This window comes from Leptothrix cholodnii SP-6 (genome assembly GCF_000019785.1).
GTDB classification, from domain to species: domain Bacteria; phylum Pseudomonadota; class Gammaproteobacteria; order Burkholderiales; family Burkholderiaceae_C; genus Sphaerotilus; species Sphaerotilus cholodnii.
The window spans coordinates 867,070-881,206 of record NC_010524.1; the positions used below are offsets into that span (position 1 = coordinate 867,070).

Below are 14,137 nucleotides of genomic sequence, written 5' to 3' on the forward strand. Positions count from 1 at the left end.
CCTGGGCGAAGTTCACCAGCCTGGGGCTCTGGCGATCGAGTCCCTGACGACGATGTTGCACGCGAGGGTCTTGACGGCCCGCCGACAACGGCCTTCGAGCGCGTCGATGACCTGCAGGGCAGCCGCCTCGCCCATGTCCTCGGCCGGCAGGCCGGCGGTGGTGAGGGCCGGCGTGATCTTGCGGGCCAGGCCGAAGTTGTCGAAACCGGCGATCGACAGGCCGTCGGGCAGGGAGATCTTCAGCCGGTTGGCCGCCGCGATCACGCCCGCGGCGATGTCGTCGGTCAGGCACTGCACGGCGGTCGGACGATCCGGGCGCGAGAGCACCTGCAGCCCCATCTCGTAGCCATCGTCGAAGAAGGCGTTGCAGTCGTGTACCGCATGTTCGATGCGGCCGCGATCGGGATGACTGGCAATCGCTTCGAGGAAGCCGGCCTGGCGTTCCAGCGTCGCGCGGTGCCTTGTCGTGCCGCCGATGAAGGCGATGCGCCGATGCCCGAGCTCAATCATCTTGCCGGTCAGCGTGCGTGTCGCGCTGCGCTCGTCGGCGACCACGGCGAGATCCGCATGGGTCGGATCGAACGCGCTGATGGCCGAGAAGGCCAGGTCGTGTTCCTTGAGCGTCTTGAGCAGGTCGAGGTACTCGGACGCCGGTGCCGGCACGATGTAGCCGCCCACTTGTCGCGCAAGCACCTTGCGGACCAGCAGGTTCACGTCGTGGACATCGCGCGTCTCGATGATGTTGACCGCGAAGTCGTGTGACTTGCAGACGTTCAGCGCACCGATGAGCAGCGCGTATTCGTACTCGTAGCCGTGGCGGAACTCGCGGAAGTCGTTCGCATCCGGGATCACGATGCCGATCGTGCGGGAGTAGGCGCCCGACAGGTTGCGTGCCGAGGACAGCGGCTCGTATTCCAGCTCGCTGATGACCTTCAGGACAAGAGCTCGGGTTTCCGGCGCGATCTTTCCCTGGTTGCGCATGACGCGCGAGACCGTCATCGCCGAGACGCCGGCCTTCTCCGCGACGTCCTTGATCGTGACCTTGCTGTGAGGGCTGTTTTCTTGCATGGAAAGGCGTGTGCTTGGCGCCCGCCGGCGGGCGCCGGACAGACGAAGTGCGCGAGCATAGACGGTCTGCCGGACCGCCTTGCCGTCGTCGCGCCCCCGCGCGTTCAGCGCACCTTGCGGATCGGAATGATCGTGACCGCGCCGAGCACGGCGTACACCGCAGCGGCCGTGAAGAGCACGCTGTAGTCCGGCGTGGTCTGTCCACCGGCGAACAGGAACAGCGGGGCAATGGCGGGTGCCAGTGTCTGCGGCAGGGTTCCCGCCACGTTCATGACGCCGAGATCCTTGGCCGCGTTGTTCTTCGCGTCCGGCAGGACTTCGGTGACCAGCGCGACGTCCACCGCGAAGTACACGCCGAAGGACAGGCTCATGACGCAGGCGCCCAGCAGGAAGGCGTCGTAGTTCGTCGCCCGGGCGATGATCAGCAGGCCGACACCGTAGAGCACCGCCGAGGTCCAGATGAAGATCTTGCGCCGGCCGATGATGTCCGACAGCCAGCCGGACAGGAAACTGCTCGCGATCTGGATGGCCGAGGCGATCAGGTTGACCTTCACCATGATGCCGGGCACTTCAGCGGCGCTGTAGCCCAGGCGGTCCATCAGGAAAAACACCTGATAACCCAGGAAAGTCGCCAACGCGAAGAAGAAGAACAGGCGGCTCAGGAAAGCCCAGGTGAAGTCGGGAAAGGCCATCGGGTTGAACGCGAAATCCCGCAGCATCTGGCCCAGGCTGAAGGGCGCGACGGTTGCCGGATCGGTGACCTTGTCGGTATAGGACATGCACAGCATCGCGATCGTCACCAGCAGGATGGCCGGCGCGAGCAGGAACATCAGCTGCGCATGGCCCTGCGCCGCGTTGACGAGGGCGAAGCCGGAAATGATGCCCGCTGGCACGCACATGCCGATCGCGCCGCTGACCATGCCGCGCTGACCTTCGGGGATCTGGTCGGGCAGCAGGGCCATCAGGGCGGCGGCCACGGCGTTCATGCCGAGCTGAGTCAGGCACCAGCCGACGATCATCGTGTTGACCCCGCCGATGGAGATCAGCCACAGGCCGAAGAAGCCGATCAGGCCGCCGGCGACCATCCAGGACTTGCGCCGGCCGAATCGGGTCACGGTGCGATCGCTGAAATAGCCGGCGACCGGGTTGGCGAAGATCGCCACGATCGCGCCGATGCCCAGCAGCAGGCCCAGGGTGCTTTCCTTGTTCTGCGGCGCGATCTCGGCGACCCGCAGCGCGATGGTCATCATCGGCGGCGTCAGCAGGGCCATCGTCAGGGCCCAGTAGGCCAGCACGATGGTGAAGATCAGCGCCCAGGAGGCATGAGGCGAGCTGGCGTGGGCGGGCGAGGTGAGGGTCGTCATGGATGTCTTTCAGAAGTGCGCGTCAGCCAGGCCGCAGAACGCGTCGACCGGACTCTTGCCCGTGAAACGGCTGCGTCCCAGCAACTTGTCGACGACGGCCCGCTGGATGTCGGGCGTCGGCGTGTAGGCGTTGATCAGGCAGGGAACCCGCGGCGCGTCGTACAGGTAGTACGGATGCCCGAAGGAGATGAAGACGGTGGGCGTGTCCCACCAGAGCCGTGACATGCCGGGCATCGTGCCGCCGTGCAGCCGGGCCCAGTCGATGAAGAGCCTCGACTTCATGAGCTGCGATTCCTGCGCGAACACGTAGAGGATCAGGTCGTGTGCCTTGCAGATGCTCAGGTCGTCGGTCTGCGGGTCGAAGACATGGACCTCGAAACCTTCGGCCGCGAGAAGCCGATCCAGCTGGATGCGGAACGATTCATCGCCGCCCAGCGGATGGACGTTTTCCTCCTTGAACATCAGGATCTTGCGGACCTTGTGGTCCAGCGGCACGATGCCGTGCACGTCCTTGACGAGGGTGGGCGACAGGTCCGACAGACGCGCCATCACCGCCTTGTGGGCCGGCGAGCCGATCAGGCCGGCGTCGACTGGCGCTGCGGCCTCGGCACGGTGCAGGTTCATGCGGGCCTTGAGTCCCAGCACGCGCGCCAGTGCCGCGTCGATGCGCTGCTGGCTGAGCGCGCCGCTGCCGGCGGCTTCCAGCAAGGTCTCGATGTCGGTGTCGACCGACGGCGAGAACAGGATCATGTCGCAGCCGTTCTCGATCACCTCGGGCAACCATTGCCGGCGGCTGCCCCAGCTTTCGAGGCCGCCCATCAGCGTGGCGTCGGAGACGATCAGACCGTTGAACTGCAGCTGCTCGCGCAGCAGCGTCTGGTTCAGGTGCCGCGAGATCGAGGCCGGTCGATAGAGCTCGATCGACGACAGACCGGCGCGACGCAGATAGTCCGGAAACGCGATGTGCGCCGACATGACCGACAGCACGCCCGCGTCGATGGCGCGGGCATACAACTGCCCGAACACCGCCGTCCATTCCTCGACCGTCATCGGGTTGATGGTCGTGACGAGGTGCTGGTCCCGGTCGTCGAAACCCTCGCCGGGCCAGTGCTTGGCGGTGGTGGCGATGCCGTGGTCCTGGAAGACCTGGATGTGCAGTCCGGCCAACTGCGCGATCAGGTCCGGATTGCTGCCGTAGGAGCGGGTTCCGACGATCGCGCTCTGGAATTTCTGGTTGACGTCCAGGACCGGCGAGAAGGTCCAGTTCACGCCCAGCGAGGCGAGTTCCGCCGACAGCATCCGCAGAGCCTCGCCATAGGTATCCAGGCAGGCGGCGGCGGCACAGCCGAGCTGATTCGGGAACGTGGTCGTCAAGTGCCCGCTGGTGACGCCGCCTTCGAGGTCGGCCGATACCAGCGGACGGATGCGCGAGGCCTTGCGTGCCGCGTCGATGACGCTGCGACAGGCATCGGGATCCGAGAAATTGATGACGGTGACCGCGCCGAGCTGGTGCCGCTCGACCAGCTCGATCGCCTCTTCGTCACCGGGCAGGATCTGGAGGTTGATCAGCTGCCCGATCTTCTCTCGCAGCGTCAGGCCGTCGATGGTGTTGCAGACCCACTCGACCTGTTCCTCGTCCAGATCGAATGGCGCCTGGCGCAGGATGTCTTTCATATTGTTTGGTTCGATCACCAGGTGGGCGGACGAGGACGGGGCCTGGCGAACCAGGCCCCGTCCGGCGTGCGTCAGAAGCGGAACGTGGCGCGGGCGCCCAGCGTGCGCGGCTCGCTCATGTAGCCGTAGTTCGCACCGAAGAACGCCACCGAGCCCATCAGCTGCGACTTGTTCTCGATGTTGCGCACGTAGAACTGGACGTCCATGGAATCGTCCTCGGCGGCCCAGGTCAGCGAAGCGCTCGACTTCGTGTACGCCTTCTGCGTGAACTGGGTCGGAGCGACAGCAACGTCACCGGTATCGGTCGTCACGTAGGACGCCGAGTACTTGGTGCCCAGGTAGCCGGTCAGGCGTGCGCCCGATTCGAGGTTCCAGTTGTGCGTGTATCCGACGTTCAGCGTGACCGTGGGCGTCTTGTCGAGCTTCTTGCCCGCATAGTCGGTGCCGTTCGGCGTGGTGTAGTTCTTGTACTTCGCCTCGAGCAGTCCCAGGGCGGTGTCGATCCGGCCCGCGCTGCTCACTCGGTAGCGCGCGGAGACCTCGACGCCGTCCACAGTCGCCTTGCCGGTGTTGGTCGTCTTGCTCTGTCCGTTGACGATGCCCGACTTCTGCATGTCGCTGTAGTCGTAATGGAAGACCGATGACGTGAGTTGCAGGGCGTTGTCGAAGAACTTGCCATTGAGACCCGCTTCATAGGCGGTGATCTTCTCCGGCGCGTAGATCAGGCTGGGATCGGCGCGGGTATCGCCGTCGTTGAAGCCGCCCGACTTGAAACCGGTCGAGATGCTGGTGTAGAGCATCTTCGTGGCCGAGATGTCGAGTTCATAGCCCAGCTTGTAGGTTGAGCTGCGCCACGAGGCATCGCCAAAGAGGGGCGTCGCCGCGTTGCCCGGCGTCGCCGTGTTGTAGTCGACGCCGCTGAACGACAGCACCTGCTGGCTGTTGCGGGATTTTTCGTCGGCCGTGTGGCGGGCGCCGACGATCACGCGGGAGGTATCGTTCAGGCTGTAGGTCGCTTGGCCGAACAACGCCTTGGAATCGTTCTGGATCAGGTAATCCTGGAACTGCAGGCCGGGATAACAGGCAGCAAAACCACCGCACTGGTCAGGACCGAACGGGGCCGGTCCGGGGGCGGGGCCGAAGAGGTAGAACGGTGCGTTGCCGTCGAGCTGGCCGTCCTTGCCGGTTTCCTTGTACTGGAAGTAGCCGGCCACCCACTGCAGGGGTGAGGCGGTGTCGTTCGAGGACAGTCGGATCTCGTGCGAATTCTGTTCGAAAGTGAACTTGGTCAGCAGGATCAGCGGTCCGGTTGCGTAGTCTTCCTTGTTCTTGGTGTTGCGCTGGCCGTAGATGTAGGTCAGGTTGGCAAAACCAAGGTCGGATTTCAGCTCGGTCTTGAAACCGCTGGCCTTGTCGTTGAACTTGCCCTGGATCAGGACGCCCGTATCAACCAGCTTGTCGGGAATGCCGGCGGTCAGGTTGTAATAGTTCGGGCCGGTGGTCTTGTTGGTGCTCTGGTCGTACGAGACATTCAGACTGGTCTGCGGCGAGATTTTCAGCAAACCCTGCAGTCGGAACGAATCGGTGTGGACGCTGTCCTGGTTTTGGGTGAAACCGTTGGTGGCGGTCTTCGTTTCAGAATAACCATCCCGGCGGTTGGTCGAAAATGCCGCGCGCAGTGCCAGCGAATCATTGACCGGCAGGTTATAGGCACCGTCGACACGTTTCTGGCCGAGATTACCCACGTCGACCGAGACGAAACCTTCGCGCTTGTTGGTCGGGGCCTTGGTGATGACGTTGACGACGCCGGCATTGGCGTTGCGGCCATACAGCGTGCCCTGTGGGCCGCGCAGAACCTCGACGCGTTCGATGTCGAAGAACGCGGAACCCGCGCCCGACATTCTTCCCAGATAGATGCCGTCGATGTGAAAGGCCGCAGCCGGCTCGCCCAGGGCGGTGGTGTTGGTGTTCTCGATGCCGCGGATGTTGACCACCACGCTGCTGTTGCCGGCCTGGCTGATCTGCGTGTTGGGCATCAGGTCCGTCAGCGCCTTGGCGTCGGTCACGCCCTTTTCACGGATGTCGTCGGAACTCACCGCCGAAAGGGATGCGCCAACCTTCAGTGCAGATTGGGTGACCTTGTTGGCGGTCACCACGACTTCGGCATCCTGGGTCGAGGCATCGGTATTCTGGGCATTCGCGACAAAAGACGCCTGGGCCGCCAGAGCACCCAGCACCGCGACCACCAACGGTCGCTTCTGGAAAATCATCATCGTTGTCTCCATATGGGTCAGAAATTATTCATGACATGTCACGTCAACCAATATGTTAACGATAACATGTGATTATGCTAGGACACCCAAAAGGTCCTGGCATTGGTGTTATCCCGGGCGCGGCAGAATGTTTTGTGGCCGTTTTGCACGGCCTCGGGAAAACGAGCGGATAATTACCCTGAAGTGGCAAAAAAGAACTTTTCCAGCAACGGGTTGAAAATCTCGGCCTGCTCGATCTGCGGGGCATGTCCACATTCATCGAAAATCTCCAGGGTGGCGCCCGCGATGCGTTCCTTGAAGACCTCGGCGTGGCTCACTGGCAGGAACAGATCCTGGCGACCCCAGACGATCAGGGTCCGGCAGCGGATGGCCCGGGTCTTTCTCTCCAGGGATTCGAGGTCGGCCTTGCGGAAACCCCAGATGTTCATCATGGCCAGGACCGTCTGGCGGTGGCTGCGCTGGGCTTGCGGCGATTGCGCATCAGCGAACTTCTGTCGCACGCGATCCTCGGTGAGTTTCCCGGAATCGTGGAACGCGGCCTGCCAGCCTTGCCGGAACTCCTCGTAGGTCGGCTTGCGCATGAATCGCCAGAGCAGTGGCAAGGTGCTGATCCGCATGGGCTTGGGGGCCTCGCGACCCGCGCCCGCCGAATCGACCAGCGTCAGCGTCTTGATGCGATGCGCGGCCAGGTCGGTCAGTTCGATGGCGACCTTGCCGCCAAACGAGTTGCCCGCGACGTGAAAGCCATCGATGTGCAGCCCGTCCATCAAGGCGAGCAGTTGCCGGGCCTGGCTGCGCGCGGTGTAGTCGAAGTCCGTCGGCTTGTCGCTGCTGCCGAATCCGACCAGGTCGACCGCGATGACCGTCATCCGGCGAGCCAATGGCTCGATGTTCTCGGACCATTCCAGCGACGAGCAGCCCAGCCCGTGGATCAGCAGAAGGGTCTCGTCGCCGCGGCCGGCCTTCACGTAGCGCAAGGTGCAGCGGCCGGTCCTGAATTCGTTCATAGTTGGGGCGAAGCTCATGGTTCAGATTCCGGAATCGAGCCAGGCCACATACAGCGACAGCCATTGGTCGGAGGTCGTGCCTTGCTGCCGATTGCCGAAACCGTGGCCGCCCGCCTTGAACAGATGGAATTCAAGCGGTCGACCGGCGTCTTGCCATGTCTGCAGCAGCCCGAATCCGCTGCGTGAGAACAAGGGGTCATCATTGGCCATCACCGAAAACAGCGGCGGCAGGTGCGACGTGGTCAGCCGGGGATCGTCCAGGCTGAAATAGATCAGTCCTGCCGAAGCCAGGGCCGGGCGGTACTCGAACCGGTCCAGTGCATCGATGCAGACCTTGGCGCCCGCGGAGAAACCGACGACGTGGACCTTGCCGGTGGACGGTGCCTCGTGCGCGCGGATCCAGTCGACCGCGGCGATCAGGTCATCGACGGCGGGGCCGGTCTCCAGATGGGCCTCGGCCTTGCCGAAGCCGCGCGACATCTTGTCCTGATAGAAGGCCTGGCACTCCTGCGCGAACCCTTCGGCATCCGGTCGGGTCGGCTGGACGCGGTACTTCAGGACATAGGCCCGATAGCCCAGGCTCGCGAGGTGGCGGGCCACGTCAAACCCTTCATGTGCCATGGCCAGCACCAGCATGCCGCCGCCCGGCGCCACGATCACCGCCTCACCGCGCGCGGCCACGCCAGCGGGGGGATGGAAGGCGATCAAGGTGGCTTGCCGGACATTGCGGACGACCCGGTCGCCACCGAATTCGGTCCACTGGTCGACGGGTGCGTCGGGCACGTTGCCCAGTCGCACTTCATCGATCGCGGGATAGGGGTTGTCCACGTTGGTGGCGGTGAAGTCCATGGGTGTTCCGGGCGGTGGGTCGTGCGGTTCAGTTCGGCGTGGTCCACAGACCGCCGAGCTCGCGTGCGGTGCTTCCGGGCTTGATCGACGCCAGGGCTTCGCGGGCCTCCTGGGGCCGGCCCGACAGGGCGAGTGACACGACCAGGTGCAGGCGCAACTCGTCTTCCCGGCGCAGACCGGTGCCCTGCAAGGCCTGCCGGTACAGCGGCACGGCGGCGGCATGGTCGCCCTTCGAGTGGAGGATCTCGGCCAGCTCGGCCCGCTGTGGTGCCGAGGTCGCGGCTTCGAGCGCCTTGATCTGCGCCGCGTCCTCGGCCACCTTGTTCTGGACCGTCTGGCGCAGCTTGTCGAGGGTCAGCCGATCGGCTGCCGAGACGAAGGCCCGGGCCGCCTCACCGGCATCGAGCGCGCGTGCGGCCTCCAGCGGATAGCCGGCCTTCAGCGCAAGCTGCGCGTGCTGGACATGGGCCTCGGCGCCGCTCAGCAGCTGGCGGTGTGCCATCAGCCGGACGACGTCGAGTTCATGGCGCGGGTCGAAGGCGGGCTGTTCCCTTAACTGCGCCAGCAGTTCGCGCCAGTAGTCCTTGTTGGCCGGTGCGCTGATCACCAGACGCTTGAGCGCGTCGTAATAACCGGCGTTGTTGCCGAGCGATTGTTGCGCCACGGCCAGGGCGGTGGCCTCGGGTTCCGACAGCGTGACGTTTCGATCGTCGGCCAGCAGGGGCTTGAGGTAATCGACGATGTCTGCGTGCCGCTTCTGGGCGGACAGCGCTTGCAGGTAGAGCGCGCGCGTGCCGGCCTTGCGGCCACCCTGGTCGAGGTAGAGGCGGGTGGTGCGTGTCAGACCGGCCAGATCGCCCTGGGCGCGCTGCAGGCCGATGAGGATTTCCTGGAACGTCAGCCGTTCGGCCGCCGGCACGGACGCATCGACCGACAGGTAGCCGAGCGCCTCGATGGCGCTGGCGTTGTCCTTGGCATGAAGTGCGGCGGTCGCTGCGACACGCTCGACCGTGGCGCGTTCGAGCTCGCTGAGGTTGGCAATGTTGCGCGCCGCTGCAGCCTGCGCCAGCGCGCCCGACGGATTGCCTGACTTGATCAGCTCCTGGGCCGCCTGCAGGGGCTTGGCCACTTCGGCGCGCAGTGCAACCTGCGCATGCGTCGGCAATGTGGTCCACAGGACGGCCGCGACGGCGACCGCCTGGATGAGTGCACGCGCGTGATTCATGCGAATGGCTCAGTTGGCGAATTGCTCGGTGCCGACGATGCCCAACTTGTTCAGGCCGTTGCGCTGGGCCGAAGCGAGCACGGTGGCGACTGCCTCGTACTTGGCCTTGCCCTTGGAGCGGATGTGAAGCTCGGGCTGCGGCTGCATCCGCGCCGACTCGGACAGCTTCAATTCGAGCGCGTTGCGGTCGGGCAGTGGTTCGCCGTTCCAGGAGATCACGCTCGATTCGTCGACGTCGATGCGCACGACGAAGGGTTCCACCGTCTTGGGCGCATTCGTGGGCAATGGAATGTCGAGGTTGACGGCGTGCAGCTGCGCCGGAATCGTGATGATCAGCATGATCAACAGCACGAGCATGACGTCGATGAGCGGCGTCGTGTTCATGTCTGCGATCACTTCTAGCTCACCGCTCTGGTGACTGCCGATGTTCATGGCCATGTGCGTGCCTTCAGCTCGGTTCGGTGATGAAACTGACCTTGACGATGCCGGTGCGCTGTATCGCGTACATCACGCGTCCGACCGACTCGAAGTCGCTCTTGAGGTCGCCGCGGATCTGGACTTCGGGTTGCGGTTTCATGGCCGCAAACTTCTTCATCCGTTCCTGCAACTCGTTGCCGTTCTTGATCGGCGTGTCGTACAGGAAGATCCGGCCCTGGCTGTCGACCGACACGATCACGTTTTCCGGCTTGGTTTCCCGGATCGTGTTGCGTTCCTTCGGCAGGTCGACCTTCACCGACGTCGTCACGACGGGAATGGTGATCAGGAAGATGATCAGGAGGACCAGCATGACGTCGACCAGCGGCGTCGTGTTGATCGTGCCTATCATCTCGTCGTCGGCTTCGCCGATGTTCATGGCCATCTTGTGTTCCCCAGCAGTCCAGCGCATCCGGACGCCGCTCGTGCGGCATCCGACCGAGGTTTGATCACTTCTTCGCCTGACCCAACAAGACGGCGTGCAGGTCGGAGCCGAAGGCGTTGACCTCTTCCATGACGGCCTTGTTGCGACGCACCAGCCAGTTGTAGCCCAGCACCGCCGGCACGGCGACGGCCAAGCCGATGGCGGTCATGATCAGCGACTCGCCGACGGGGCCGGCCACCTTGTCGATCGACGCCTGACCGGACATGCCGATCTTCACCAGCGCGTGGTAGATGCCCCAGACCGTGCCGAACAGGCCGACGAAGGGGGCCGTCGAGCCGACGGTCGCGAGCACGGCCAGACCGTCCTGCATCCGGCTCTGGACATTGTTGATGGCCCGCTGGAGGCTCATCGTCACCCATTCATTGAAGTCGACCGCGCCGAGAAGACCGGTGTGCTTGGAGGCGCCATCTAGCCCCTTCTCAGCGATGTATCGGAAGGCGCTGCCGGCGGCGAGTTTGTCCTTCCCGATTTCGACCGTATCGGCCTCCCAAAAGTTGCTCCGGGCGGCGGCGGCCTGCTTGTTGAGTTTCGATTGTTCGACCAGCTTGGTGAATATCACATACCAGGAGGCCATGCTCATGACCACCAGGATCAGCAGGGTTGTCTTGGCTACGAAATCACCTTGGGCCCAGAGCGCGCTGAGGCCGTAGGGGTTTTCTTCGGAAACTGCCACGGCGGCGCCGGTGGCGGCGCTGGCTGCGTTGATGGCGGTTTCCTGGGCAGTTGCGGCGATGCTGGTCAGGCCGGCGCAGGCGAGCGCCAGCCAGTTTCTGGCGGCCGAGCCGATGTTATTGATGGTCATGATGTGTAGCTCCATTCGAGATTGAACGAAATTATTCGGATATTTTCGACGAGACAGGTCGGCGCGCCATGACGCGCCGGAACGGCTTATTCGAGTCGCCAGGTGTATTTCATGTTTGCCCAACCCTGTTCGGGTTTGCCGTCGACGGTGGCAGACTTGAAGGTGCAGCGAGACAGACCTGATCTGGCCGCTTCATCGAGCCGCTTGAATCCGGAACTCTTCTCGACCTCGGCCTGGATGACCTTGCCGTCGACGCCGACCAGGAATCGCAAACTCACGGTGCCTTCTTCCTCGAGACGGCGCGAGGCGCTCGGATATTCCGGCTTCTCGCAACCCGACGCGTTCACCACGGCAGGCGTGCGTACCGGTTCAGCCGGCGGAGGGGCCGGCGGCGGCGGCGGGGCGGGCGGAGGTGGCGGGGCCGGCGGCGGCTCGACCTTCGGCGGCGCGCTCGTGACCGCGGCAATCGCGTTGGCAGCCGGTGCCTGCGTCACCTGGACCTCGACCGGTGGAACATAGGCCGGTGGTGGCGGCGGAGGTGGCGCATTCTTCGGCGGCGGTGGTGGCGGCGGCGGCGGGGGTATGTCCGGTTTTGCCTCCTCAAGCATGACGGCTTCCACCGGGCCCTTGATCTTCTTGACAAAAGCCCTGGCCAATCCCGAATTGATCGCCCAGAGCAGGGCGACATGCAATACCACCACCAGTCCAAGACCGATCAGGTGCTTGGTCGGCTTTCTTTGCCGGCTGGCGTAGTCTTCCATACGAACTTTCAACGTTCAGATAATGAAATAGCGTCAGACATCAACATGCTTTCATGGTTGCTGTCGTCTGAATGTTATCGATAACATTTTGATGTTAGGGGCTCCCGTGGTGACTGAAAACGGTGTTAACCCTAAGGGTTGACGAGAGAGAATCCGGGCGTAGGCGGGACTATGAGCGACAGACCCTGAGAGATTTTTCAATCTGGGTGCAATAGAACGACCGTTCGAATCAGTGAGATATCCAGGCGATCACCGGAACGCGATCGACGCTCGGCCAGAAAAAGGCGACAGATAACCCGGCGGCCCGTTGTGGGGCCGTCAACGTGTCGTCGTCGGATGGCTCGGTCTCGATGCCGCTGTGCGTCTTATCCGCAGAAAGTGCTCTACGCCGGCAGCGGGCCGGTGACGGCGGCGAGCAGCTACGGCTGCCAGTAGGCAGGCGCCGGTCGCGCAGGTTGCGAGTGGAGCAGCGCCAGGAACGCCATCGTTCAGCGCCCGGCGCCCTTGGCCGAGCGCCGCTGGACGCTCTCGCGCTCGGTGGCATTCAGTCCGCTGGACGACACCATGCCGCCCACCCGCTTGGACAGGTTGCGAGCCGCCGCGCCGAGTGCGTCGGTCACTTCGGGAATCGACTTGCGCTGGGTCTGGTCCATGCGTTCGGCGTAGGGCACCGTCAGCGCGGCGATGGCGCGGCCCTGGGTGTCCAGGATCGGGAAGCTCACCGCCCACAGCCCGCGCACCTGCACGCTGGGGATCGACTCGAAGCCTGCGACCCGGATCTTGTCCAGGATGCTCTCGATCTGCAGGTCGGCCTGTTCGGGACGTCGTTGCAGCGATTCCTCGATGCGCAGCTTGCGCGTCTCCTCATCCTGGAATGCGAGCAGCACGCGCCCGGAGGCCGAGATCAGCACGTCGAGCTCCGCACCCGCACGCACCGCAAAGCCCATGCCGCTGGGCGTGTCGACCTTGCACAGCACCACCTGCTTGCCTTGGCCGTACACGGTCAGGTGGCAAGACTGGTCGAGTTCGCTGGCCAGCCGCTGCATGACCGGCGCGGCCTCGAACAGCAGGCGATGAGTCGGCGGGTTGACATGGGACAGCTCGAACAGCTTGGTCGTGATGCCGTAGTTGTTCTCGTCGACCAGGGTGACGTAGTTCCGATTCACCAAGCAGGCCATCATCCGGTAAATCTCGCCCACGCTGCGGCCTAGCACCTGCGCAATGTCCTTCTGCGACATCGGGTGCTCGCTGCGGCACAGGGTCTCGAGGATGTCCAGGCCCTTCTCCAGCGCGGGCGCCGAGTAGGCCCGGCTTTCGGCATCCACCACGGGCGTCGTTTCGTTCAAGTCCAAGTTCATCTCAACGCTCCAACCGAGCTGCCACCCGCCGACGATGGCGGGCACTTCGCTACGGGTGAATTATGTTGGGGCACGACGGGCTCAGGCCGGCAGCCCGCCGTCGATCATGAAGGTCGCCCCCGTGACGTAGGACGCTTCGTCCGAGGCGAGCCAGAGCATCGGATAGGCCAGCTCTGCGGGCTCGGCCCACCGCTTCATGACGCATGGGGGAACCAGTTCCTCGACGGCCGCGGCGCCGAGCCGCTTGACGTGGAAGGGCGTGCGCGTGAAGCCCGGGCAGATCGCGTTGGCGCGCACGCCATGCGCGCCTTCCTCGAAGGCGAGCGTGCGCGTCAGAGCCAGCACGCCGGCCTTGGTGGCGTCGTAGGCGCCCATGCCCTTGCGGCCGTACACGGCATAGGTCGACGAGGTGTTGACGATGCTGCCGCGGCCCGACTTGCGCAGGTGGGGCAGGGCTGCCCGCGTCATCGAGACGAAGCTGAGCAAGTTGACGCGGATGATCGCGTCCCACGCCTCCCACGGCGCATCGGCCACGGCCTCGTAGCGCCGGATGCCGACGTTGTTCACCAGGACGTCCACCGCGCCCAGGCGCGCGACCACCTCGCCGATCACGCGGTCGGCTTCGGCCTCCACGCCCAGGTCTGCCACGAAGCCGTGAACCTCCGCGCCGGGGATGGCTTGCCGTATGTCATGCACGGCGCTCATGACCGCGTCTTCGCTCTGATCAACCAGGGCCACGCGTGCGCCCTCCGCACAGAAGATCCTTCCGGCGGCCGAACCGATGCCCCCGCCACCGCCCGTGATGACAGCGACTTTTCCTGCCAGTCTCGTACCCAT

At 64.3% G+C, this 14,137-nt stretch carries 13 protein-coding genes; all 13 read right to left on the reverse strand.

The window, feature by feature from the left end; translation table 11 throughout:
• Positions 1 to 12: 12 nt before the first annotated feature.
• Positions 13 to 1,068, reverse strand: coding sequence for a LacI family DNA-binding transcriptional regulator (locus tag LCHO_RS04030; RefSeq protein ID WP_012345839.1), 1,056 nt, complete (start codon positions 1,066 to 1,068; stop codon positions 13 to 15).
• A 104-nt stretch (positions 1,069 to 1,172) separates the two neighbouring features.
• Positions 1,173 to 2,432 carry an MFS transporter gene (locus LCHO_RS04035; RefSeq protein WP_012345840.1) on the reverse strand — a complete coding sequence of 420 codons (1,260 nt, stop codon included), beginning with the start codon at positions 2,430 to 2,432 and terminating at the stop codon, positions 1,173 to 1,175.
• Positions 2,433 to 2,441: 9 nt separating this feature from the next.
• The gene (locus tag LCHO_RS04040; RefSeq protein ID WP_012345841.1) at positions 2,442 to 4,106 is read right to left on the reverse strand and encodes a glycoside hydrolase family 3 protein; all 1,665 of its coding nucleotides are present in this window, start codon (positions 4,104 to 4,106) and stop codon (positions 2,442 to 2,444) included.
• Between the two features lie 71 nt (positions 4,107 to 4,177).
• On the reverse strand, positions 4,178 to 6,379 hold the full coding sequence (locus LCHO_RS04045; protein WP_012345842.1) for a TonB-dependent receptor: 2,202 nt from the start codon (positions 6,377 to 6,379) through the stop codon (positions 4,178 to 4,180).
• A 173-nt stretch (positions 6,380 to 6,552) separates the two neighbouring features.
• Positions 6,553 to 7,404, reverse strand: coding sequence for an alpha/beta fold hydrolase (locus LCHO_RS04050; RefSeq protein ID WP_012345843.1), 852 nt, complete (start codon positions 7,402 to 7,404; stop codon positions 6,553 to 6,555).
• Positions 7,405 to 7,407: 3 nt separating this feature from the next.
• Entirely contained in the window at positions 7,408 to 8,235 is an 828-nt protein-coding gene (locus LCHO_RS04055) for an alpha/beta hydrolase (RefSeq protein ID WP_012345844.1), read from the reverse strand.
• A 28-nt stretch (positions 8,236 to 8,263) separates the two neighbouring features.
• The gene (locus LCHO_RS23610) at positions 8,264 to 9,460 is read right to left on the reverse strand and encodes a tetratricopeptide repeat protein (RefSeq protein ID WP_012345845.1); all 1,197 of its coding nucleotides are present in this window, start codon (positions 9,458 to 9,460) and stop codon (positions 8,264 to 8,266) included.
• 9 nt (positions 9,461 to 9,469) lie between these two features.
• On the reverse strand, positions 9,470 to 9,898 hold the full coding sequence (locus tag LCHO_RS04065) for an ExbD/TolR family protein (protein ID WP_012345846.1): 429 nt from the start codon (positions 9,896 to 9,898) through the stop codon (positions 9,470 to 9,472).
• A gap of 10 nt (positions 9,899 to 9,908) precedes the next feature.
• A complete protein-coding gene (locus LCHO_RS04070; protein WP_012345847.1) occupies positions 9,909 to 10,319 on the reverse strand; it encodes an ExbD/TolR family protein in 411 nt (136 codons plus the stop codon).
• A 64-nt stretch (positions 10,320 to 10,383) separates the two neighbouring features.
• The gene (locus tag LCHO_RS04075; RefSeq protein ID WP_012345848.1) at positions 10,384 to 11,181 is read right to left on the reverse strand and encodes a MotA/TolQ/ExbB proton channel family protein; all 798 of its coding nucleotides are present in this window, start codon (positions 11,179 to 11,181) and stop codon (positions 10,384 to 10,386) included.
• An 86-nt stretch (positions 11,182 to 11,267) separates the two neighbouring features.
• On the reverse strand, positions 11,268 to 11,942 hold the full coding sequence (locus LCHO_RS04080) for an energy transducer TonB (protein ID WP_012345849.1): 675 nt from the start codon (positions 11,940 to 11,942) through the stop codon (positions 11,268 to 11,270).
• 488 nt (positions 11,943 to 12,430) lie between these two features.
• On the reverse strand, positions 12,431 to 13,300 hold the full coding sequence (locus LCHO_RS04085; RefSeq protein ID WP_012345850.1) for an IclR family transcriptional regulator: 870 nt from the start codon (positions 13,298 to 13,300) through the stop codon (positions 12,431 to 12,433).
• Positions 13,301 to 13,381: 81 nt separating this feature from the next.
• On the reverse strand, positions 13,382 to 14,137 hold the full coding sequence (locus tag LCHO_RS04090; protein ID WP_012345851.1) for an SDR family NAD(P)-dependent oxidoreductase: 756 nt from the start codon (positions 14,135 to 14,137) through the stop codon (positions 13,382 to 13,384).